Origin of the sequence: Ruminiclostridium papyrosolvens DSM 2782 (assembly GCF_029318685.1) — a bacterium.
Classification (GTDB): domain Bacteria; phylum Bacillota; class Clostridia; order Acetivibrionales; family DSM-1351; genus Ruminiclostridium; species Ruminiclostridium papyrosolvens.
The window spans coordinates 4,476,275-4,498,526 of the sequence record NZ_CP119677.1 but is presented as its reverse complement, the minus strand read 5'-3'; the positions used below and the strand labels follow the sequence as shown (position 1 = coordinate 4,498,526).

The 22,252-nt window shown below is 38.5% G+C and carries 21 protein-coding genes; 12 read left to right on the top strand and 9 right to left on the bottom strand.

Features of this window, described 5'->3' with window-relative positions; genetic code table 11:
- Positions 1 to 35 precede the first annotated feature (35 nt).
- The gene (gene nudC / locus P0092_RS19905) at positions 36 to 872 is read right to left on the bottom strand and encodes an NAD(+) diphosphatase (protein WP_004621416.1); all 837 of its coding nucleotides are present in this window, start codon (positions 870 to 872) and stop codon (positions 36 to 38) included.
- A 145-nt stretch (positions 873 to 1,017) separates the two neighbouring features.
- Between nudC and P0092_RS19900 the strand changes: the two genes are divergently transcribed.
- From P0092_RS19900 to P0092_RS19890, 3 genes are all read left to right on the top strand, one after another.
- Positions 1,018 to 2,481 (top strand): ArnT family glycosyltransferase, encoded by a 1,464-nt coding sequence (locus P0092_RS19900; protein WP_004621417.1) that lies wholly within the window; start codon positions 1,018 to 1,020, stop codon positions 2,479 to 2,481.
- 141 nt (positions 2,482 to 2,622) lie between these two features.
- Positions 2,623 to 2,973, top strand: coding sequence for a PadR family transcriptional regulator (locus tag P0092_RS19895; protein ID WP_004621418.1), 351 nt, complete (start codon positions 2,623 to 2,625; stop codon positions 2,971 to 2,973).
- Positions 2,954 to 4,300: an FtsW/RodA/SpoVE family cell cycle protein gene (locus P0092_RS19890; protein WP_004621419.1), complete on the top strand. Its 1,347-nt coding sequence runs from the start codon at positions 2,954 to 2,956 to the stop codon at positions 4,298 to 4,300. Before P0092_RS19895 ends, P0092_RS19890 begins: the two co-directional genes overlap by 20 nt.
- 336 nt (positions 4,301 to 4,636) lie before the next feature.
- Here P0092_RS19890 and P0092_RS19885 read toward each other — a convergent pair whose 3' ends face one another.
- From P0092_RS19885 to P0092_RS19865, 5 genes are all read right to left on the bottom strand, one after another.
- On the bottom strand, positions 4,637 to 6,013 hold the full coding sequence (locus P0092_RS19885) for an O-antigen ligase family protein (RefSeq protein ID WP_004621420.1): 1,377 nt from the start codon (positions 6,011 to 6,013) through the stop codon (positions 4,637 to 4,639).
- A gap of 25 nt (positions 6,014 to 6,038) precedes the next feature.
- Positions 6,039 to 6,560, bottom strand: coding sequence for a hypothetical protein (locus P0092_RS19880; RefSeq protein ID WP_004621421.1), 522 nt, complete (start codon positions 6,558 to 6,560; stop codon positions 6,039 to 6,041).
- Between the two features lie 35 nt (positions 6,561 to 6,595).
- A complete protein-coding gene (locus P0092_RS19875; protein WP_004621422.1) occupies positions 6,596 to 7,090 on the bottom strand; it encodes a DUF4330 domain-containing protein in 495 nt (164 codons plus the stop codon).
- A gap of 16 nt (positions 7,091 to 7,106) precedes the next feature.
- Entirely contained in the window at positions 7,107 to 8,354 is a 1,248-nt protein-coding gene (locus P0092_RS19870) for a glycosyltransferase family 4 protein (RefSeq protein WP_004621424.1), read from the bottom strand.
- A 65-nt stretch (positions 8,355 to 8,419) separates the two neighbouring features.
- Positions 8,420 to 9,694 (bottom strand): nucleotide sugar dehydrogenase, encoded by a 1,275-nt coding sequence (locus P0092_RS19865; protein WP_004621425.1) that lies wholly within the window; start codon positions 9,692 to 9,694, stop codon positions 8,420 to 8,422.
- 302 nt (positions 9,695 to 9,996) lie between these two features.
- On the opposite strand from P0092_RS19865, the gene P0092_RS19860 reads away from it, so the two are divergent.
- The 7 genes from P0092_RS19860 to P0092_RS19830 all read left to right on the top strand — a co-directional run bounded on the left by P0092_RS19860 (position 9,997) and on the right by P0092_RS19830 (position 16,785).
- Entirely contained in the window at positions 9,997 to 10,623 is a 627-nt protein-coding gene (locus tag P0092_RS19860) for a hypothetical protein (RefSeq protein ID WP_004621426.1), read from the top strand.
- Between the two features lie 21 nt (positions 10,624 to 10,644).
- Positions 10,645 to 12,195 (top strand): bifunctional ADP-dependent NAD(P)H-hydrate dehydratase/NAD(P)H-hydrate epimerase, encoded by a 1,551-nt coding sequence (locus P0092_RS19855; RefSeq protein WP_004621429.1) that lies wholly within the window; start codon positions 10,645 to 10,647, stop codon positions 12,193 to 12,195.
- An 87-nt stretch (positions 12,196 to 12,282) separates the two neighbouring features.
- Entirely contained in the window at positions 12,283 to 13,452 is a 1,170-nt protein-coding gene (alr, locus tag P0092_RS19850; protein WP_004621430.1) for an alanine racemase, read from the top strand.
- A 152-nt stretch (positions 13,453 to 13,604) separates the two neighbouring features.
- Positions 13,605 to 13,889: a CopG family ribbon-helix-helix protein gene (locus P0092_RS19845; protein ID WP_004621432.1), complete on the top strand. Its 285-nt coding sequence runs from the start codon at positions 13,605 to 13,607 to the stop codon at positions 13,887 to 13,889.
- Positions 13,883 to 14,233, top strand: coding sequence for a type II toxin-antitoxin system PemK/MazF family toxin (locus tag P0092_RS19840; protein WP_004621433.1), 351 nt, complete (start codon positions 13,883 to 13,885; stop codon positions 14,231 to 14,233). The genes P0092_RS19845 and P0092_RS19840 overlap by 7 nt, the downstream gene beginning before the upstream one ends.
- Positions 14,234 to 14,261: 28 nt before the next feature.
- Positions 14,262 to 14,792, top strand: coding sequence for a hypothetical protein (locus P0092_RS19835; RefSeq protein WP_004621435.1), 531 nt, complete (start codon positions 14,262 to 14,264; stop codon positions 14,790 to 14,792).
- A 115-nt stretch (positions 14,793 to 14,907) separates the two neighbouring features.
- The gene (locus P0092_RS19830) at positions 14,908 to 16,785 is read left to right on the top strand and encodes an FAD-dependent oxidoreductase (RefSeq protein WP_004621437.1); all 1,878 of its coding nucleotides are present in this window, start codon (positions 14,908 to 14,910) and stop codon (positions 16,783 to 16,785) included.
- A gap of 63 nt (positions 16,786 to 16,848) precedes the next feature.
- On the opposite strand, the gene P0092_RS19825 is transcribed toward P0092_RS19830, so the two are convergent.
- Positions 16,849 to 17,592 (bottom strand): WecB/TagA/CpsF family glycosyltransferase, encoded by a 744-nt coding sequence (locus P0092_RS19825; protein WP_004621439.1) that lies wholly within the window; start codon positions 17,590 to 17,592, stop codon positions 16,849 to 16,851.
- 204 nt (positions 17,593 to 17,796) lie between these two features.
- Here P0092_RS19825 and P0092_RS19820 point away from each other — a divergent pair, with 204 nt between their 5' ends.
- Positions 17,797 to 18,699, top strand: coding sequence for a YitT family protein (locus P0092_RS19820; protein ID WP_004621440.1), 903 nt, complete (start codon positions 17,797 to 17,799; stop codon positions 18,697 to 18,699).
- A gap of 53 nt (positions 18,700 to 18,752) precedes the next feature.
- Here the strand turns inward: P0092_RS19820 and cooS are convergent, their stop codons facing one another.
- Entirely contained in the window at positions 18,753 to 20,885 is a 2,133-nt protein-coding gene (gene cooS / locus P0092_RS19815; RefSeq protein ID WP_004621444.1) for an anaerobic carbon-monoxide dehydrogenase catalytic subunit, read from the bottom strand.
- 199 nt (positions 20,886 to 21,084) lie between these two features.
- Here cooS and P0092_RS19810 point away from each other — a divergent pair, with 199 nt between their 5' ends.
- Positions 21,085 to 21,687, top strand: coding sequence for a DUF3794 domain-containing protein (locus tag P0092_RS19810; RefSeq protein WP_004621445.1), 603 nt, complete (start codon positions 21,085 to 21,087; stop codon positions 21,685 to 21,687).
- 70 nt (positions 21,688 to 21,757) lie between these two features.
- Here P0092_RS19810 and P0092_RS19805 read toward each other — a convergent pair whose 3' ends face one another.
- The gene (locus P0092_RS19805; protein ID WP_004621447.1) at positions 21,758 to 22,234 is read right to left on the bottom strand and encodes a GNAT family N-acetyltransferase; all 477 of its coding nucleotides are present in this window, start codon (positions 22,232 to 22,234) and stop codon (positions 21,758 to 21,760) included.
- Positions 22,235 to 22,252 lie beyond the last annotated feature (18 nt).

Below are 22,252 nucleotides of genomic sequence, written 5' to 3'. Positions count from 1 at the left end.
GGGTTGCAGCTATTTTAACATATATGAATTTAGTATTATCTGCGCCCTTTTGAGTACCAGTCTATTATCTTCCTGGCAATACTGACCTTAGGAGGCAGTTCAGGAAGGTTTTCTACGTCATACCACTGGGCATGGGATATTTCAACTCCATCCACATTTATTTCTCCGCTTTCATATTCTGCTGTGAATCCCAGCATTAGTGAGTTTGGATAAGGCCAGGGCTGACTGCCCCAATACTCTATATTTTTAACCTTTAGACCTATTTCCTCCATTATCTCTCTTTCAACAGCTTCTTCCAGTGTTTCTCCTGCCTCAACAAAACCCGCTACAAGGCTGTGCATATCCCCTTTAAAGGAGCGTGCGTGAGCCAGCAGTATTTTATTTTCCTTAAAAACGGCGGTAATTACTGCAGGACATATTCTGGGATAACTTATAAAACCACATTCGGGACAAACCTTTGCACGCTCGCCGGAAAGGTCTTGTGTCAAAGAGCCGCATTTCCCGCAAAACCGATGGGTTTGCTCCCAAGCTACTACCTGTACCGCCTTACTTGCAAGTAAAAAGGAGTCTTCATCCAGTACTCCGAAGGTTGACCTTAAATCTACAAAAGTCATCCCCTCCGGAGCTTGTGTATTGTCGGCAATCCCCATACAATATGCAGGCTGACCGTAAAATTTCCCCAGATACAGGGGAGCAGTTAATACTTGACTAAGTGCCGTTAACTCACTAAAAAGAGGAATTTTTCCTCCACTTTCTTTATTTACAATCAATAGTTTATTTGAACAAAAAATAAACCAGTACCCGCATTTGTAATCCTTGGTTTCACACGTTACGGCCGGCTCATAGTTTTTGTATAAATTCTGTGTACGCATAAGCTTACCTCTCAAAAATAAATAATAAGTTTTAGCTTACCATATGAGTATATGAAAATCAAATTATAAGGTATTATTTGCCGGGTTATGTTAAAATAAATTATATTTTTAATATTTGGAATATTTAAATAAGAGGAGTGATGTTTTGAAAAAAACAAAGATTAAGGACATTATATTTTATCTTATAGTATTTGGTGCTATTGCACTTCTGATTGCAGTAGCTTTGATTGCAGCCTTCAAATCAGGGCCGGCGGCGCTGAAACTGCCTTTTATCGCAGGTGTTGTTTACTTTATAGGTGCAGGTGCGGGCTTATTCGCAATATATAGGCTGAATATTCTGACAAAGATAAATAGGACAGTTTTCATAATACTGCTGATTTTGGTTGCTGTAATTCCCCGTTTAGTATGGAATTGGTATATTCAGACTCAGCCGTTTTCAGACTTTTTGCATTTATACAATTACGGTGTTAATGCAAGTCAGGGAGATTTCAAAGGATTTGCAGATTTTTATGCGGTATTTCCTTTCAAAATCGGTTTTGGAATGATATTGGCGGGACTTTTCTCAATTTTCGGTTCAGGTCTATGGACAATAAAAATCTTCAATATTCTGCTTTCCTTGGCTCTGGTACTAATTATCTATGCCGGGGGCAAAATGCTTTACGGTGAAAAGGCGGGAAGAGTGGCTTCACTATTGTGTGCCTTGTGGCCTGCACAAATTATGTATACTTCTGCTATTGCCTCAGAACATGTGTTTCTGGTGCTGTTTACAGGAGCGGTATTGCTGACACTTTATTTTGTTAAGAAATACACCTACAAAAATCATGACTTTTGGAATGGAAACATGATGCTGTTGGCCGCAGGCTTTATTACGGCTCTAGCTCAGTTAATCAGACCTATGGCAATGATTATGCTGCCCGTATTTGCAGTTTTCATACTGCTGTACAAGAGATACAGAGCTGATAACTTTACCAGTTTTGCATTAGGTATTAAATCAATAGTGCTTTTTATAGCGGTATATTTTGCAGTTGTTAACCTTGTAAATCTGCCAATACAGAAAGCAACAGGCGTTGATATTACAAAATCTGATTCAGGCTTTAATCTGATGATTGGTACAAACAGCAAAGCTGATGGAATGTTTAACAATGAAGATTTTTCATTAATCAAAAAGAATAACTTTGATTTTGAGAAAGTTCAGAAAGAAGCCAAAGACATAGCCTTTAGCAGAATAAAAAACGACCCTGTGGGTTTTGCAAAGCTTGCACTTAGAAAGTATAAGATACAATGGGGAGATGAAAATTACGGGTACTACTGGAGCACAATATCCTCACAGGACTCAAAAGCTGAAAATGCGGTAAAGTCTCATCCAAGGATATTTTATGGGGTATCTCAGTTATTTTACATTCTGATTATTCTTATGGCTGTGTGCACTTGTTTTTACACTCTAAAAGAGAAGCGGTATGATTCTCTGATAATATTAATGATATTTGGAGGACTCCTGCTTTCATACACGTTTCTGGAGGTTCAATCCAGATACCATATGCCGGTTATACCACTTTTGATAGTCTTTGGAACAGGATTTCTTGAAGCAGGAAAGAGATATGAGATATAAGATATAAAAAAAGGCAGCGGCTGAATTACTTCATCAGCCGTTGCCTTTTTTGAGGGCTATAAACACTTTCCTTGACACAGATGGGAATCAATTGTAAACTAATACATAGATATACTATGCATATGATTCGGAGGTATATGTATGAAGATTGACAAAGAATTATTAAAGGGAAGTACAACCATGCTTGTCCTTAAACTTCTGGAGAGTGGGGATATGTACGGATACCAGATGACCAGAGAGCTGGAACGCAGGTCGGACAATACTTTTACACTAAAAGAAGGAACTCTGTATCCCATTCTTCACTCCTTGGAAAGTGACGGAATGATTGAGGCCTACTGGGAAGAGACCGATTCTGCCCGAAAGAGGAAGTACTACAGGATTACTGCCAAAGGAAGAAAGCTTTTGGAGGAGAAACAAAAAGAGTGGGGGAAATATACTGATGCCGTAAAAAAAGTATTGGGAGGTGGAGAAGTTGAACCAATGTGCCATTGATTTTATTGATATAGTTCTGGGACAGGTCAAGTACAAAAAGGCCCACAGGATAATACAGGAGGAACTGCAAAGCCATATTGAGGAGTTGACTCAATTACATATCTCAGACGGAATGTCAGAAGATGAAGCCGTTAAAAAAGCTATACTTAAAATGGGAGACCCAATAGCAATAGGGAAACAACTTCATAATACTCACAAACCAAAAACAGAATGGTCAATTGTTATACTTTTGGGGGCTATAGTATTATTTGGACTCTACGTAATGTTTCAGTATTCGCAAATTACTACACTCTCATTTAATTTTGAAAGACAAATACTCTTTGTAGCAACAGGAATTATTCTCGCTGTAACCCTTTATTTCGTTGATTTCGTGCGATTTGAAAAATATTCTCTGCCAGTGTACTATTCGGTGTGCATTTTACTCTTATCTGTGATTATATTTGGGACTGACACATATGGCAGGACAATTATAGTAGTGGGGAAATTTAGTGTAACACCGTCCTTTGCTGCCATCCCTTTTCTTTTAATAAGCTACTCTGGTCTCATAAGAAGGTGGTGCGACGGAACACCGAGTAATTTATTTAAGTTGGTTGTAAATTCACTGCTGCCTTTGATAATAATATTTATGGAGCCTTCGCTGATGTTTGCATGTATTCTGGGGGCAGGTTTTGCTATAATGGTCACCTGTGGAATTTTTAGTAAAAGCTTCAAAGGAAACAGAAAAAAGACTCTTTTTATTCTTTATGGAGGACTTTTGGGGTTTATACTAATAAACTTACTTTACTTTATTACATGTGAACCCTACAGATTTAAAAGGCTTATAATATTTGCTGAACCTTGGAGAGATCCTCTGGGCAGTGGATGGATGAATGTCATGATGCATAAAATACAAAGCAGTTCACCATTTATCGGAATGAGCAAAGAGCTTATGATCAGCGACACAAAACAATTGATACTGCCTTGTTCAGAAACGGATTGTGTATTTACTTTTGTGGTAGGACGATTTGGTTGGCTCTTTGGAGCAGTCTTATTGGGGCTATTGGGATTAATAATTGTCAGATTATTTATGGCATCAAACAGGGTAAGAAATGAGTACGGTAGGTTGCTGGGAGTGGGTATATGCTGTGTATTTTCAATACAAGTAATAATCCATATACTTGCTAATCTGAACTTATTTCCGATGACCGGAATCTCTCTCCCTTTTATATCCTATGGAGGGCAGAGTTGTGTGATGAATATGGCACTAATAGGAATGCTGCTGGGAATATATCGTAGAAAGGATATTTCCTTCAGGCAAGAAGAAAAGTCAATGAAATCCCTTAACTAAAAGCTAAAGGGCTTGTTGCAAAACAAAAAGTCTTCTGTTTTAACATCAGTACTACCCGTATAAAATTGTATCAATGGTTGCTTCCAAGATATTTGCAAAAGTTTCTAGCGGCTCATCAAAGGATATTTTACCGTCGCTCACATTCATCGTCCATGATTCATGGTTTCGCTAAAACCTACCTCGTGATAGGTTTTCCGGTAAAATATCCTTGTTCGCCGAGAAACATCTGCAAATATCTTTAACCAAGCTTCCATTGATACAATTTATACTCCTAAGTACCGGTTAAGATAGATAAAAATTAGTTTTGCACAAGCCCTTTTTTAGTATCACCTTCAGCTATCTTATACTTCCCACGTTCAGGCGCTTCATTCCCTGATTGGGAATGGTGAAGCCAAGGGCTATAAGAACTGCTGCAAACATCCAGAAATAAGCTGTCATCATTGGAACCTCAAATACATTTTCAACGAAGTTAGGAACCACAACGCCCGCCATTCCTGCAAAAACACCCTGCGCCATGCTGAGGCTTTGGCGGTCTGCTGTTCTCTTTACCGCACGAATACCCCATGCCAGAGCGTTATATATTAGAATACAGAAGGAGGTAAAGCCTACAAGCCCCATTTCAACAGCAATCTTTAAGAAATAGCTGTCAACGTAGAAGGCACCCGGTATCTTATAGTTCTGAGCAACTGCACCGCCGAACTGTCCAAGACCAAGGCCGAACCAAGGATGTTGCTTAAGTGCCGCAATACCTATGGACCATCGTGCAATTCTTCCCCCGGCTGCACTGCTTACCATGTACTGGGGGCTGAGCAGATAGTTTACCCTGTGTGCAATGGTAGGTACTGCAAAATATGCGGCTGCAACCAACAGAACCAGCAATAAAATGAGTCTCTTATCTTTAAGCCAGAAATACACGCCCATAGCCACCACAAAGCCAATCCATGCAGACCTTGAAGAGGTGAATATCAGAGTTGCTGACATTGCAAGGGTTATTCCGGTAAATATAATTTTCTTGAAAATCTTTCTTTCACTGAAAACAAAGGAAATTGAAACGGGTATCAGCAATACCATAAGGCTTCCAAGAATATTAGGGCTTCCTATTATTGAGAAAACTCTCGTTGTTATCCCTGATTCAAGCCTGTCAACCCAGTAGGAGGGCATTTCTGCATGTGTTACATATTGGTAAATACCATGGAGGCCCAGAAGTCCGCCTATAAATACCATAATATACAGAAACCATCTGATGTTCTTACTGGAGGTTACAAGCTGTGCAATAACGAAATACCACAGCATTTGCTGTACAACCTGCCTGAAACCGTCAACTCCGATTTTCATAATAGGTGAATTAACCAGAACTAAGCATATGGAGATTACCACAAAAAATACAAGAGGTATGTCTAAAGGTGTTGCAACATAGCCATCCTGTTTACGATAAACTACCCATTTGTAAAGCCACAGACACAGTGCAAATATAAATAGCAGTTCATCCCAGTAGCTTGCAAGCAAAGCGCTTGATATTACATACCTTAACACGTAATCGATTAACACATAAAAACCCATAACATATAGGAATTTTGAATAATCAAGCATCATTGCGGCAGTAAATATAACGCCCGCAATAAATGCAACCAGCAAAAAGGTATGTGCAAAAGCTCCGCACACCCCTGCCAGAAATCCCAATATCAATAATATTACAGCAGTTTTTTTATTCATAGTATTTGTTTATCCTTACTGACTTTTAATCAAAAATGTATTGCACAAAGTGCCAGAACATGCTGTTTTCAAGGCAGGCCTTCCATTTTCTCCTGCCGGGTAAAAGCAACAGGGACACGGCTATTCCCAAAATAATTAAGGCAGCCTTAATCGTGTTAAATGTTCCTAAAGCCAAGGTTGTAACTCCAAATCCTATACTGAAAAACATTATTACAAGGGAGAAGGAGGCAAAACTGCCGGAACCTGAAAAAGCATTTCTTATAAAAGAAATAAAAGCACTGGAACTTCCGCAATTTCCAACAAAGTCATACAGTTTGTCCCATAGCCTGTCAAATAGTCTGAAAACCCGTGAAAAAACCCTGTAGGTTGCAGAATACTTCAAAGAAGAATCTTTCCCCAGATACCACAAAATAAAGCGGTTTATCTGGCTGTTTCTGCACCAGTCCAGTATTACACACATTACGCCAAAAAAAACTGAAGCTTTAATCCAGCGGGTTAAGCCATTGATTGTTCTAAAAATAATACTTGTACCGGTAAGTTGTTCCATAAATATCACCACCTGTTCAAATTAAGTTAACTCCATTATTTCGTGATAGTGATCTTCTCAACGTTGCCGTCCATTTCAATAGTTTGAGTTTTAACTGTAAATTTTTTACCAAGACAAAGATCCTGTGTACCAACCTTCAATATTGCGGCATTTGTATTAACTTTGGCTTTAATTGTTATATATAAATCCTTTAATGTAGGATGCTTCTCCATATGAACCCTACCCTGTGCATCTGTTGTTGTATAATCGGAGACTACGGCATTAACCTCTGAAATAGTTGCATCTGGAACATAGTCAGTGCCAAAAACAAGCTGTTGTCCTGCCTTAACCTGACTGATAACTGTATCAGTTCTGAAAGTACACTTTATAACAGCTGTTACTTCGCCCTTTGCTGTAGGAGATGAAGCTATTTTTGGACTTAAAACCTTGTAGCCGACTGCTGCTACCAATAACAGAACCAGTAAAACCACTACCAGATCTATAATGTTAACCTTTCCGAATAATCTGCCTTTTTCATCAATTAGTTTCATGTTAGAATCCTCCAAGTTACTTTTTAAATGAATTATTTAATACTTCTGCCAGTGCTTTTGTAAGCTCTTTTCTTTCAAACTTTTTAACCTCGTCGACTACAGGATTTACCGGGTTTGTACCGTCAGTCCAGCAATTATATAGTTCAATAAGGTTCTTTTTGGTAGTTTCAATATCATTAAAGTCTGAAACCAGACCGGTTTTTGTATCTGTTATAAGCTGTGCCGCAGCACCATGCTCAGGTATAGACGCAAGTATGGGCCGTTTTGTATTCATATACTCAAAAACCTTGCCGGTATAAAAAGCTTCAGCACCGGGGCCGGATGGCTCTATAAGCAGAAGGGCGTCAGATTTAATTAGTTCTGCAAGACATTCCTTGTGCTTCATATAAGGCATAAGTGAAACAACTCCGTTTAAATTGTAGTTGTCAATAACTGCTTGAAGTTGCTCAACCTTATAATTTCCTATAAGCTTGACATTTATTTTGGACTTGTCCACATTTCCTTCGTCAATAGCTCTTTTGAGAGCTCCAAAGAAATTGTCGGGTTTTCTTTTGCCATATAAAAGCCCGGTATAGGTCAGTGTAAACTTGTCATTTGAAGGTACAATATCCTCCATACCCACAAAATCCTCATCGTCATAGCCGTTCGGTATAACAAAAAATTTACCTTTGGTTTCGGGGTTGTCCCTCAAAAAGTTTGAAAGCATAACCGGAGTATTGGTGATAAGACAGTCAGCATATTTGAGAACCATTTTTTCCTGATTACGTTCAATTTTTGCTCTTAACCCTTTTCTGACATGGTAAGGGTTATTAGTCCACTCATCCCTGAAATCGCATACCAGAGGAATATGGGGATAATGCTTTTTCAGGTATACCCCCAGAAGATGGTCACTGTAGGGGGCTGACGTGGTATAAATCACATCTATTTTATTGTCTTTTATTGCAGCAAAAGCCTGCTTGCGTGCAAAATGCTGCCACACTCTCTCAGAATCGGGTATCAGAAACTTGTTTATAACCTTACCGAAGTATTTTAGTAATCCCGGAAGAGCTGCAAAATCACAAGCGTTTGTTCTGATAACCTGCATGCCCTGAGGAATATCCTTTAGAAGCGTTTCATCCTTCAGAGCCGCTTTTGAGGCATCTCTGGTTAGTATGACAGGCTCATAATCAAAATTTCTCAAGTATTTAACAAATTTTACAGTTCTTTGCACACCTGAGCCTCCAATGGGAGGAAACTGGTGTGCAATCATAAGTACTTTTTTCATGAGAATCCTTTCAAATTCAAGAAAAGCCCTCCGGAGACTAAAAACCGAAGGGCAGTCTGTTGTTTTTATGCTCCAAGAAGATAAGCATTGAAGCCCGCAGCTATCAACGCCGCTCTGTCATAGAAATTTCTTGTATCAAATATGTTGGCTTGTGCCATCAGCGGCTGCAGCTTGGAAAAGTTGATTTTAGCAAATTCATCATGGTTAACACCAAGTATAACCAGATGCCCTCCGCTTACAGCTTCTTCAAGGTCATTGCATATGAGCTTATGTGAAGCTATATGAGGATCATAAATACAAACATCAAAGTCTGAATCCTGTTCAAACAGCTCAACCAGTTCCATAACCGGGCTCTCACGCATGTCGTCAATATTTGGCTTGTAGGTAGCACCAAGGATTATTACCTTTTTAATTCCGTCAACCTCTGAAAGAATACTCTTTGAGCGATTGTATACGTGATGAGGCATACTGTCGTTGGTGGTTCTGCTGAGTTTGATTATCTTTGCAAGGTCAGGTTCCTTTTCAACAATAAACCAAGGGTCAACTGCAAGACAGTGTCCTCCAACACCCGGACCGGGTTGGTGAAGATTAACTCTCGGGTGCTTGTTTGAATACTTAATAACATCCCATGCATTTATACCCATCTTTTCGCAAAGCTTTGCAAGCTCGTTAGCCAAAGCAATATTAACATCTCTGAAGGTGTTTTCCATTAGCTTGCACATTTCAGCGGTTGTAGCGTCGGTAAGGAATATTTCCCCCTTAACAAAAGTTCTGTAAAGATCACGTACAGCTTCACTGGAAGCCGCATTTATTCCTCCTACAATTCTATTGTTTTCTACAAGCTCAACCAGAATTTTACCCGGTAATACACGCTCCGGAGAGTGTGCAACCAAAAGCTGGGTTCCTATTTCAAGACCTGATTCCTTCAAAATAGGGAGCATCAAGCCTTCAACAGTTCCCGGCGGTGAGGTGGATTCCAATATTACAACGCAGCCTTCACGAAGATAAGGCACAATAGATTCGGTTGCCGAACGTACAAACCTCATATCTGCTGTCTTGTCAGCATTAATTGGTGTCGGTACCGATATAATAAATACATCAGCTTCCTCAGGAGTGAGCTGTGCTCTCAAATTCCCTGATGTGACAGCTGCCTGTACCATAATGTCCAGATATGGTTCCTCGATGATTATCCTTCCCTGGTTAAGTGAATCAACAACTTCTTTTTTTACGTCAACTCCTACAATATTATGCCCGTGTGTTGCGAACATAGCGGCAGTTGGAAGACCGATATAACCAAGACCGATAATACATATTTTTTTCTTATTGTTAATGACAATCACTTCCCTTATTGTTTAAAAAATGAACATCAAAAGTTAATGTAAAAATACTCCAAAAACGAGTATTGACAATATTTTGACACTACAATAGTTTAACATTTCCATTTTTCAATGTCAAATTTTAAGGGACTACGGTATAGGATGTTTACATTAAATTAATAAATATTAAAAAGTGAAATATTTTCCTATTTATACCGATATATAAATATACTAAACTAATCCTTTCAATTGACTGTTGATGTATAATTAATAAATGTGTGTCATTGTTATTAGGGGATAAAGCTTAATGCTGCGGGAGGCTTAAAATGTGGAACATTTTTAATAAAAAGAACAAAGCTCACGGTTTTGACTTAAAGGTCCTTTTCAAAAACGATATTTCGTTGCTTACACTGGATGAAAGGTGGAACGGGCTTTTTAAAAATATGGAAAAAACTAATGATATAACAGAATGTGAAAATCGTATAAAGGAGCTTTTAAAAGAACAATCCCGATTAATCACAGAAACCAAGGATATTTCCATAAAAAAGAAAGAATGTATGGACAGTATTATTAGGCTTACAACAGAGGTTTTTGACAAAAATAACAAGGAAGCACATACTAAAATGCAGGAATGTGAAAAATCCATAGTAGCTATAAATAAGAAAATGGAAGAAAATGAAGAAAGGCTTCTGGATATTCCGAAGGAAATCAGGGAGGAAAATCTACAGCTTCTGGAGTACACTGTTAAGCTGGTGTACTTTTCAATAAGAGAAAATCAGTTAAGGGTTTCAGAACTTGACAAGGAGATCGCGGAAGCGAAAGAAAAGCTCAAGAAAATGATTGAGGAAAGGGAGCTTCTGGCAGAAGATTACTCTGATACATATTCATATTTCCATGATTTACTTGGAAAAGATGAATTACAGAAACTGGATGAAATTTATTTCAGCAAATAGGAAAAAAGCAGGTGATTAAGTTTGAAGGCTGTTACCGGAAAAGAAATGGGAATGATAGATAAGTACTGCATTGATAATATTGGGATACCCGGTATTGTACTTATGGAAAATGCTGCTTTGAAAGTAGTAGAACATGTAAATTTATATCTGGAAAAGGAACATCCTTTACCAATACATGCAGTAATAATAGCAGGAAAAGGAAATAATGCCGGAGATGCTTTTGCGGCAGCAAGGCACCTCTTTATACAGGGCAAAAAAATAGAATTGTATTGCCTGTTTGGAAAGGAAGTTTTGACAGGTGATGCAAAGTTGAATTTCGAGATAATGGAGACCGTAGGTGTACCCGTCAAATACTTAGGTGTCAACGCCACAAAAGAAGAGCTTTGCTCAGATATTGAGAAAGCAGAGCTGGTATTGGACGGTATTTTCGGAACGGGCTTCAGAGGAGAAATTCAAGGAATAATTAGGCAGGTTGCAGATGCCGTAAACAGATACTCCCGTCATACTATTTCCATAGATATTGCCTCCGGCATTGATTCAGCTACGGGCAGAACCTCAGAGGCGTGTATAAAGGCAGATAAAACCGTTACCTTTCAATGTCCCAAAATAGGACAGTTGGTATATCCCGGGGCGGACTATACGGGTGAACTGATAGTGGAAAGCATTGGTATGCCGCGTCAGGCGGTTGAGTATATACCGGAGACAACAACATGGGTTGACCGGGAAGTTGTCAGATCTTTGATTCCATCCAGAAAAGCAGAATATAATAAGGGCAATTGCGGCAAGGTTGCAGTCGTTTCAGGCTCAACAGGAATGGCGGGCTCAGGCTGTCTAACTGCCAAGGCTTCTCTTCGTACAGGTTCAGGCCTTGTATATATGGCAGTTCCGTCAAAGCTTATAAATGTTTGCCAAACGGTTGTACCCGAAGCAGTAGCGGTAAACCTTACTGACAGCATAGATATAATCAGCGAAAAAAGTCTTAATGAAATAACTGAATTATTAAGAAAGTGTGATGTGGCGGCTATAGGCCCTGGTCTTTCTTCTGAAAAAGGGTTATATAATATAATAAAAAGGCTTGCAGAGACATCTGATTTACCTGTAGTTCTCGATGCCGATGCTTTGAATATAATTGCACAAAATACGGAAATGTTTGGAGCATTCAAGAATCAGGTTGTTGTAACTCCTCATCCCGGCGAGATGTCAAGGCTTACAGGACTTGATATTTCCTATATACAGGATAATCGCACAGAAGTAGCAAAAAAGTTTGCAGCACTATGGGGTGTTACTGTTGTACTAAAGGGTGCAAGAACGGTTATTGCAGATAAAAAAGGACATGTATATATTAATTCTACGGGAAATGCGGGTATGGCTACCGCCGGAAGCGGGGATTCTCTCACGGGAATAATTGCGTCCTTGGTGGGACAGGGAGCAACTGCAGTATACGCTGCTGTTGCAGGAGTGTATCTCCACGGACTGGCAGGAGATATAGCTGCACGCTGTAAAGGTGAATACGGACTTAACGCAATGGATATAGTAGAAAATATACCCGCTGCCATAATTGAAACAATTTAATTGATTACATGTTTTCAAAAAACATTATTTGGATATACTAAAAGATAATAAAAGACATAAAGATAAAGTTTTGTGGGGGCAAAAGAAATGGAATATAAACTAAATAGGGCATGGGCTGAAATAAGCCTTGATAATATTGCGCACAATATTAGAGAAATAAGGAGAATTACCGGCAAGAATGCTGAGATAATGGGAGTAGTCAAGGCAGATGCTTATGGGCACGGAGTAATGGAGGTGGCAAAAACCCTACTTGAGAACGGGGCATCACGGTTTGCAGTATCAATGCTGGATGAGGCAATACAGTTAAGGAGAGAAGGTATAGAGGTTCCTATACTTATTCTTGGATATACTGACCCCAGACGGGCAAACGAAATAATAGAAAATGATGTTACACAGTCGGTATTCAGTCATGATTTGGCGCAGGCATTATCCGATGAAGCAGTGAGGCAGGGCAAAAAGGTAAAAATCCACATAAAGATTGACACCGGAATGTCCAGAATAGGATTTCTGCCGGGGTACAGTGCGGTAAAAAACGTTGTTGAAATAAGCCGTCTCCCCAATATCATAATTGAAGGGCTGTTTACACATTTTGCTACTGCCGATGAAAAAAACAGGGAATACACCAATACTCAGTTTGAAAGGTTTATGAGCATTTGCTGTGAGCTTCAGAGAATAGGAATACATATTCCGGTTAAGCACTGTGCAAACAGTGCAGCAATCATTGAATACCCTGAAATGCATCTTGATATGGTCAGGCCGGGGATAATACTTTACGGCATGTACCCTTCGGATGATGTAAATAAGGCAAAGATAGATTTAAAACCGGCTATGACTCTTAAGGCAAATGTAATTATGGTAAAAGAAGTCGAAAAAAACACCTCCATAAGCTACGGCAGGATATTTACAACCGGAAGAACCTCAAAAATTGCTACAATACCTATCGGCTACGCTGACGGATTCAACCGTATGCTAAGCAATAAGGGAAAAGTGCTAATTAACGGTGAGTTTGCTCCCGTAGTGGGAAGGGTATGTATGGACCAATGTATGGTGGATATAACTGATATTGGAAGTAATGTGGAGGTTGGGGATGAGGTAGTACTAATTGGTGCTCAGGGACAAAATAATATTACAGCAGAGGATGTTGCCCAAACAATTGGCATGATTAATTATGAATTGGTTTGTATAGTTGGTAAAAGAATTCCAAGGGCTTTTGTCAAAGATGGAAAGATATCGAAAATCCTGAATTATTTGATATAAGCGGTTTTGGAGGATTTGGTAATAAAAACTTAATTTGACCTCGCACATGTCGGAATATTATAATATTACTATATGATAACATAAACTATAATTATCTTCTTTGAACCACATAGAATAATATAGAGGGTTAAAGTAGAGAGTGGGGGTTTAAATTGTCTCAATATAAAAAGATAATGGTCAGTATTCCGGATAATTTACTTGAGGAAATAGATAACATGGTTAACGTCGAAAAAACCAATAGAAGTGAACTTGTCAGAGAAGCAATGATACTTTATTTGAGGGAAAGACGTAAAATTCGTTTGAGGGAAGAAATGAAGCTTGGCTACGAAGAAATGGCTGAAATAAATCTTAAGCTGGCGGAGGTTTGCCTTGCAGCTGACAACGAGCAGCAATGCAAGTATGAGGAACGGCTTGGGGAGATGGAGGAAACGTGGTAATTAAAAGAGGAGACATTTATTACGCTGATCTGAGCCCGGTTATTGGCTCAGAACAGGGCGGCGTAAGGCCGGTTTTAATTGTACAGAACGATGTTGGCAATAAATACAGCCCTACAGTAATTGCTGCTGCAATTACTTCTCAAATAAATAAAGCTAAGTTGCCGACCCATATTGAAATAGGTGCTCTTGAATACGGTCTTGCAAAAGATTCCGTCATTCTTCTTGAACAGATAAGAACTATTGACAAGAAGAGATTAAGAGAAAAAATAGGGCACCTTGATGATGACCTGATGACAAAAGTCAACAATGCTCTGGAGGTTAGCTTCGGACTTTCTGAAATATAGACATTAATATACGAAAGAGAGGTATTTTATGAGAGGATTGTTTAAAAGAATAAAAAAAGAGTATGTAATTATTACTCTAATACTGATTGGCGCATTCGCATTGCTACATATTGCTCCTGCTGTTATGGCTGCTGCAACGCCAACTTCCACAAGCAGTTCCCCTGTTCTGTATGACAAAACCTACATAGATGCTTTGGAGACTGAATTAAAAACTCTCATACAGACAAACGATGCCCAAAAAAAGGTAGTTGAGCTTGAAAAAGAACTTGCTGATTTGAAAGCCAGTATGACTTTTAAAATTATCAAACTTCAGACCGGGCAGACCCTTGTTGGCGGTGACAGCTGTGAAATTATTGTCAGGACAAAAAACAAAGTTGTTGCTTATGTATCTTCCACAGCAACAGGAGGAGTTTCAAACCTGATATCAGGAAGAGACATCAAAAATGGTGAGATAATTCCCGACAATCAGCTTCTGCTTGTACCAAAAGCTGACGGAAGAGGTATTAAGGCAAATGCACCTGCAGATATAATGATAAAGGGTACATATACAATAAAATAATGTGAAAATTACATATTAAATACAATTATTAAGAAAAAGAAGCTTATAGTCGATAATATATATAGCTTCTTTTTTTGTATAAAAATAAGATAACCGGAAAGAGGATAATGACTAAATGAAAAAGAAAACCAAGCCAACAACCAAACTGGATAAGAGGATTGATATTCTGGTCAGGGTCGTGTTAGTTCTGACAATTGCAATAGTAGTTTTTTTCTTCGCAATCCGGCCAATGATTTTTAAAAAAGACTATTATTTTGAAGCCGGAGAAGATGTTACTCTCGATAATTTGGGAAGCGACAAGGGTTCGGATAATTATGATATAGCAGTTATAGGTGATGGTATTGATGCAATCAGTGCGGCATTGGGGGCAACGGATGTTGGTGCAAAAACCCTTTTGATATGCTCAGATAAGGAGCTTGGGAGTCAGCTGGGAGGTTCCTATGACACAAGCTGGTCACCTGATGTTACTCCAACGGGAATCAACGTCAGCTCAGACATATTCAAGGAGATCAGGTACAAATCAGGAGAGGCTTTAAACATAGGTAATTATTTAAAAACCATCAAGGAAATGGTTTCAAAGGAAAAACGTCTGGATGTAATTTATGATTCCCGGATTAATGAAATGGAAATCCAAGGCGGTGAGGTTCAGAAAATAGAGGTTAATACACCCAATGGAAAAAGAACTATAACTGCTAAAAAGTACATAGATGCTACAAAAGAGGGAGAAATACTTAAAAAGGGTAATGTACCGTATAGTTCGGGCTATACCGATATTGGAATAAAAAATCTGTTTCCCCCGGTATATCTGAATTTCATGGTATCCGGAGTTGATTACAAACAGGTTGAGAAATTAATAAATGAGCAGAAAATGCTTATCAGCAGCCTTTTGAAACAATATAATATCAGTAATTCAAACGTATCCCTTTCAGGGTTTAATATAACAGACCAAGGCAACAACAAGGTTCTTATTGAAGGAATTACCGTTAAAAATATTGATTTGCAAAATGAAAAGATGATTAAGGAGTACTATAATATTGCTTCAAAAGAATGTATGGACTTGTTTCAGTATTTGAAGCTAAATCTGGAGCCCTTTAAAAATTCCGGGGGATTAAGCATAGCGACACAGTTTATCAGACCATCGGCATATCATTTCAAAGGACTATATAACTTAACACTTGGAGATATACTTACAGGTAAGAGATTCAGTGACAGAATCAGTACTGCATCAAGACCTGTGACAATGACTATGGAGGACGGAAACGGTTATATTATCTGCAATCCAAAGATATTTTATATTCCGCTGCGCTCAATAATTCCCCAAGGTTTAACCAATGTTCTTATGACGGGGGATAAAATCTCCTGTTCGTCTCTGGTGCAAAGTGCCATAAATTCAAATTCCAGTAAATCAGGTATGGGGTATGCCGCAGGGATAATCTCCGCCTACAGTATTTCAAAGAAAATAGATATTCCTCATATAGTTGAGGATTACAATCTGGACACTCAGACTGAAGTAGAAAAGGTATTGCGTAAAAAGGGAATATTTATGTCGGATATAAAAGAGGACTTAACAAGCCTTACTTCTGACTGGAGTTATCCCTATGCTGAAAAGTTGCTTAATGCAGGTTTGCTCAGTGCAGGGATAACAAATGACCTCAAATTTAACAAGAAGGCTAAAAGTCAGGACTTTGCATATATTATATTAAACGGAGTAGTAAGAACAGCACCTGATAAGTATAACTATGATTTTGATACCGCTCTCAGAGTGTATTTAAAGAATGAACCTTTAACAAAGGATAAGCTTGCGCAGATACTTCTGGATGTGGCAGGAAAGAAGGTTACAAATAAAAAGTATTATGATGAAGCCTGCAAACAGGGAGTTATTGACGAAACTCTCATAAAGAAACTCAAAAATAAAATCGATGTGGAATACTCGGAAATGTATTACGCTGCTGTTAAGGCTATAGAGAAGATAACGGGAAAGGCTATGAAGTAAGTTGTGTGAAGAAACTAAAAAACCTTCTGCCAAATAAAATTCATTCTTGGCAGAAGGTTTTAGTTATTTAACCTTAATTAATCCAAGTTTTACACCCAAAACATAAAGTATGAATTTTGGAAGTCTTAACATTCTTTTGAAACGCCATGGCTCTTTATATAGTCTGTAGAGCCATTCTAAACCGTGGTTTCTGAAAAAGTCAGGTGCCAGCTTTACATTTTCGGCCAGAATATCGATTGTACCGCCTAAACCCATACATACTTTAACCTTGAGCTGATCCTTGTGCTGATGAATCCACTGTTCCTGTTTGGGAGCTCCAAGGCAGACAAACAGAACATCGGCTCCTGAAGCGTTTATCTGGTTGATTATATCATTTTCATCTTCCTGTGAAAAATAGCCGTTTCTGGTACCCACGATTTCGGCTCCCGGATAATCACATATTACATTGGCATTAGCCCTTTCGGGTATTCCCGGCTTTGCACCGAACAGGAAGAATTTTATTGGTCTTTTTGATGAAGCTATAAGGAGGTTTTTAGCCAAATCAAAACCTGAAACCTTTTCAGCAACGCTTTTACCTAATATTTTTGAGGCAAGCACTACTCCGGCACCATCTGCAACCAACATGTCTGCAGTATTAAGAATTTCTTTAAGCTCTTTGTTTGTAATTCCGTCCATCATAATTTCTGCATTGGGAGTATATATTGAATGATTTTGGTCAGATTCAATAAACTCATAAATTCTTTCGACGGCCTGCTCCATAGTTATATCATCTATATTAATTCCTGCTATATTAACCAGTTTCCTCATAAAAAATAAATAACCTCCATTGTTTGTTAAAAACACTTTAAAGTTTAGATTATCTATATTTATTTGTCAATGTTGTGCAATTTACCTTGAAAAAACCTGTTGCATAATATTCTTATAAATAAAATAACTGTTTATATAATTCAAAAAAACATATATTATGTATGTGGGTTTTTATCTTTATTCAGATGGGAGTTGTTGTTAAACATGGGAAAAGTACTGTCAACGCTTAAAAGTTATTTGCTGATAACCTTTGGTGCGGGAATAACCGCTTTAGCAATAAATATATTTCTTGTTCCATACAAGATAGCACCCGGCGGACTCAGCGGACTGGCAACAGTTCTCTATTATCTGACAAACGGAAAGCTAAGTATAGGAATTACAATGCTTGCAATTAATGTACCCCTTTTTCTCATGGGTTACAAGTTTATAGGGAGAAAATTTTTCATAAGAACTTTGTATGGAACGGTTGTTTTGTCAGTAATCATTGATGCAACTGAAAAATATATGGGAAATATAGCTCAAAAACTTTTACTTAACGGAACAACCAGCTCTATGGCTCCGGATATATTGCTATATAGTATAATCGGAGGTTTTTTAAGTGGAATCGGACTTGGGATTGTTCTGAAGATGGATGCTACCACTGGAGGAACTGAACTGGCAGCAAAACTTTTAAACAAGTTGTTTCACAGTCTGACTATAGGGCAAATGCTCCTTGCTATAGATGCCATAATAATAATGTTTGCTATTATTGTCTTTAACAGTATTCTGATAGGGCTATATTCTCTTGTAAGCCTTTTTATCACTATTAAAGTAATTGATGCTATTGTTGAGGGTGTAGACTACGCCAGAGCTATTTTTATCATTTCAGAGAAGCAGGACGAAATATCACAGAGATTGCTTGTAGAACTTGACAGGGGAGTTACCGAATTAAAGGGTAGAGGAGTTTATTCGGGAAAGGATAAAAATGTACTGCTGTGTGTAGCTGCAAGGACACAGGTTCAACAGTTGAAAGAGATTGTACATGAGATTGATAAAAATGCTTTTATGATACTGACTGATGTGAGAGAGGTTATGGGAGAAGGGTTTACGGGAGTTGTTTCAAAGTAAATGAAAATAAAAACCGCTTAAATTCAATATGAAGCTAAGCGGTTTTCACAGTATTAGTTCAAGCCCAATTCTTTACGTTTCTTTTCAATATGGTCAACATAAATTTGAACAGTTTTCTCGGCATCAAGCTCTACAACTACCTTACCTAAACCAAGGGTCTCTGTTGTCTCTGTTAGGGTTTTTACAACTACATCACTTCCGGTAATGGAAGGTACCGGGGCAATATGCACAAGCCAGCCAAGAGCTACAGCGGTACATGCGTCTGCCACAGCCTTTTGTTCAAGGTATTCAGGAGCGCCGATTACCAACGGAAGCTTATTTGTATCCACTTTTAGGGCATCTGCAAGCTCTTTTGCGGTATGAGTCATTTTACCGATATCAACACAAGCACCATATGAAAGTACAGGAGGGATACCAAGCTGTTTGCAGACAGCCTTCAAACCCTCGCCACATTCGTCGGCAGCCTTTGGGTCTGTTAACCCGGTATATTCCATTACAGAAGAAGTACATCCGCCTGAAAGAACAAGAATATTATTGGCAATAAGTCCTTTTGTTATCTTGAATATATTGCTTCCACCCTGACCAAACCGGGCTGTGGTACATCCAACGATGGTAGCAATACCTCTGATATTACCGTTTGCTATTTGCTCAATAAGAGGGTCGAAGCTTCCTCCAAGAGCATTTCTGATTGGCTCGGTACTGAAACCAACTGTACAATCGGATACATGAGGGGGAATATAGGTTTTTCTGTTTTCTGATTTACGCTGCTTGAAAGCATCAATTGCCATATCCAGTGCTTTTGAAGCCTGCTGGTTCATCTTCTCGGGAATGAAGTCCAAAGTTTCTGTTCCCTGAAGCTGTATAACTGGGTGGGTACTTAAAAGCTTTGTACCGAATCTCTTTGCAAACAAAGGCATTGTAGCTACAGTACAGTTATAGTCGAACATGAAAAGGTCAACAACTCCCGTTGCAAGGAGATATTCCTGTGAAAGCCATTCACCTTCCTGCCCTCCGTAACCCTTCTGATTGTGTGTTCCCTCATAGTTCATCAATTGCTGACCTTCACAGACATGGCCCAGTATCTGAATTCCATCAGCACCCGCTGCTTTTGCTTTTTGCTGCCACTCATCCGTTGATGCTAAGTCAATTGCAACATGAGCAAGCAATGGCATATGTCCGTTTGTAACAACATTTATCATGTTATCCTTCAGCAGTCCCATGTTCTGTTTCTTTTGAGCAATTTCCTGAGTTCCCATAAGGATTTCTTGTATAATGTCCAAGAGAAATAGTCCCTGATATTCATTTGCTACACCAAGACGTACGCTGTTTAAAAGAAATTCAACGGGGTCTGAAGTAAAGTTTGTCATACAACGTGTCTGAGCATAAGCAACTTCGCTGTAACCGCCTCCGGGGAACAAACCCAGCTTGTTCCAAAGCTCCTTGCGCTGAGCAGGAGCAAAGGCTTCTACGGCCTTTGAGGGAATATGGTAGGGAGCATGGATATCATCCATAACCCACGTGGCAAACTCAATTGCCAGTTTATCAATAGGCTGGTTTGCGTTTAGACCTGCCATATCGGCATATTTCTTTAACTTTTCAGGGTCTCTTATTTTAAGTCCGCTATCAGGATGTTCTCCGGCGGCTTTCAAAGTTCGCGCGGCTTGATGACAGTGAAAAATATTTGCGGAAGTTCCTATTGTTACATGACGATACATAAAGTTTCTGGCTACCATTGTGTGTGCATCAACACCACAGGTTCCTCTGGGTACTTTGTCATTAATACGGCAGGGGCCGTTAGCACAGAGCTGACAGGAAAGACCTTCAATACAGAACTTACATTGAATAGGCTGCTGTTGACTGAACCTGTCAAATACATTGGTCATTCCGGAGTCGTGGACAACCTGATACATTTCTCGCATAGCAGGATCGATAATAACATTAAGAGGATAACCTTCCTTGGACTGGTCATTTTTCTTAATGTGCTCTCTTTGCCACTTGTGAACCTCCTCCATTGAAGGAGATTTTTCAATCTTGTCATAATCAATACTGATACGATTGTGAATATCCGAGTGAGTGTTGGGATCATTTGAGTCTTCTTTTGTAAGCTTTGAACCGAAGGTTGTTTTATCTCCCCTCATAGTTTCAGCACTTTTTTCAAAAGAGTTTTTTATATCCTTGTCTGACATTAAAAAGCCTCCTAAATTGTAATTTCATATATATGTTGTTCAATTTTGGATTTGCATATGCATAAGCTATAGGTATGCCTATATAAAAAACATAAAAAATATAAAAAAATTTGTAAAAAAACAGTTTACATAATGCAACTTTTTATAGTACATAAAATAGTATATATTAGGAACAAAAAATTTAGAAAGGATTAAAAAAATGTCACAATTTGAAATTAGTAAGAAAAGCCAGTGCTGTGGCGGTGAAGATTTTGATTATGACGGAGGAAAAAAATTTGGTGAAAAGTGTATTAAAGTACCTGAGGTTATTGGTAGAAACAGCTGTCAAACCTTAGTGGAGTGTGTTATTCCATTCCCAGAGCAGTATCCCGCTGTTGAAATCAAGGATATTCACAAAGAGGTAAGAGACCTAATAGTACACGTATGTAAAAACAAGGTTCTTATTAACGGTGTTCTGCATAAGAATATAAACTACAAAACTTACGAAGGTAAAAGCGATTTTTATTACTGTTATCAGAAATACGACAGCTATTACGGAGATGTAAGGCATGTTGCAGTTAATATACCATTTGCATGTTTTATAGAAGTTCCCGGAGCTTGCCCCGGTGACGATTTTGAAATAGAATATGCAGGTGCAGAAGATTCTTGCGAAATAGATATTCTGGAAGATCCAATTTGTGAGAAAGGCCCGGTTACCCAGTATAGAAAATTAAGAGAAAAGGTTATTGTAAAGATAGACCTTAAAGTACTAAGGCATATACAAATAACAGTTAAACCTGAAAAATGTAATATATGTCCGTAAAAATTAAATAAACAAAAGAGGGTGCATAAAAGTTTTCTGACTTTTATGCACCCTTAAATTTATATACAGACTAAATATATTCTTTTACCAACAAGGCTCTTATGTAGCCCCTGTCAGTACTGGTTGATTCTATGTAAAACCCTCTGCCGTAATAGAAGCGAATAAGGTCGCGATATTTTGAAGCAGTGTGCAGGCTTACCTTTTTTACCCCATTATGCATTAAAATCTTATCTGCAAGGTTCATAAGGGATTTACCAATACCTATATTGTGATAATCAAGCATGACTCCAAAACGGCTTATATATGCTGATTTATCCGGCATTATCTTAATCCTTATAGTGCCTACCGGATTATTGTCAATAAGGGCTATATAAACTTCTTTTTCAGCAATGTCCGCTTCTATAGTATCTATACTTTCTGTTAAAGCATCCATCATTACAGATAAACCTGTATCCTGCATATATTTTTTAAAGGATTCCTGTATAATAGTTGCAATAGCAGGAGCATCTTCTATAGTAGCTTTTCTGATAATAAATGAATAATTCATGTTGCTCCCTCATTCTGA

Excerpts from the sequence above, each read along its gene's own strand:
- P0092_RS19810 (WP_004621445.1), top strand. The coding sequence starts at position 21,085 with ATGTCACAATTTGAAATTAGTAAGAAAAGCCAGTGCTGTGGCGGTGAA.
- cooS (WP_004621444.1), bottom strand. The coding sequence starts at position 20,885 with ATGTCAGACAAGGATATAAAAAACTCTTTTGAAAAAAGTGCTGAAACT.
- P0092_RS19885 (WP_004621420.1), bottom strand. The coding sequence starts at position 6,013 with ATGAATAAAAAAACTGCTGTAATATTATTGATATTGGGATTTCTGGCA.
- alr (WP_004621430.1), top strand. The coding sequence starts at position 12,283 with ATGGAATATAAACTAAATAGGGCATGGGCTGAAATAAGCCTTGATAAT.
- P0092_RS19875 (WP_004621422.1), bottom strand. The coding sequence starts at position 7,090 with ATGAAACTAATTGATGAAAAAGGCAGATTATTCGGAAAGGTTAACATT.
- P0092_RS19835 (WP_004621435.1), top strand. The coding sequence starts at position 14,262 with ATGAGAGGATTGTTTAAAAGAATAAAAAAAGAGTATGTAATTATTACT.
- P0092_RS19830 (WP_004621437.1), top strand. The coding sequence starts at position 14,908 with ATGAAAAAGAAAACCAAGCCAACAACCAAACTGGATAAGAGGATTGAT.
- P0092_RS19880 (WP_004621421.1), bottom strand. The coding sequence starts at position 6,560 with ATGGAACAACTTACCGGTACAAGTATTATTTTTAGAACAATCAATGGC.
- P0092_RS19870 (WP_004621424.1), bottom strand. The coding sequence starts at position 8,354 with ATGAAAAAAGTACTTATGATTGCACACCAGTTTCCTCCCATTGGAGGC.
- nudC (WP_004621416.1), bottom strand. The coding sequence starts at position 872 with ATGCGTACACAGAATTTATACAAAAACTATGAGCCGGCCGTAACGTGT.
- P0092_RS19825 (WP_004621439.1), bottom strand. The coding sequence starts at position 17,592 with ATGAGGAAACTGGTTAATATAGCAGGAATTAATATAGATGATATAACT.
- P0092_RS19860 (WP_004621426.1), top strand. The coding sequence starts at position 9,997 with ATGTGGAACATTTTTAATAAAAAGAACAAAGCTCACGGTTTTGACTTA.
- P0092_RS19895 (WP_004621418.1), top strand. The coding sequence starts at position 2,623 with ATGAAGATTGACAAAGAATTATTAAAGGGAAGTACAACCATGCTTGTC.
- P0092_RS19805 (WP_004621447.1), bottom strand. The coding sequence starts at position 22,234 with ATGAATTATTCATTTATTATCAGAAAAGCTACTATAGAAGATGCTCCT.
- P0092_RS19820 (WP_004621440.1), top strand. The coding sequence starts at position 17,797 with ATGGGAAAAGTACTGTCAACGCTTAAAAGTTATTTGCTGATAACCTTT.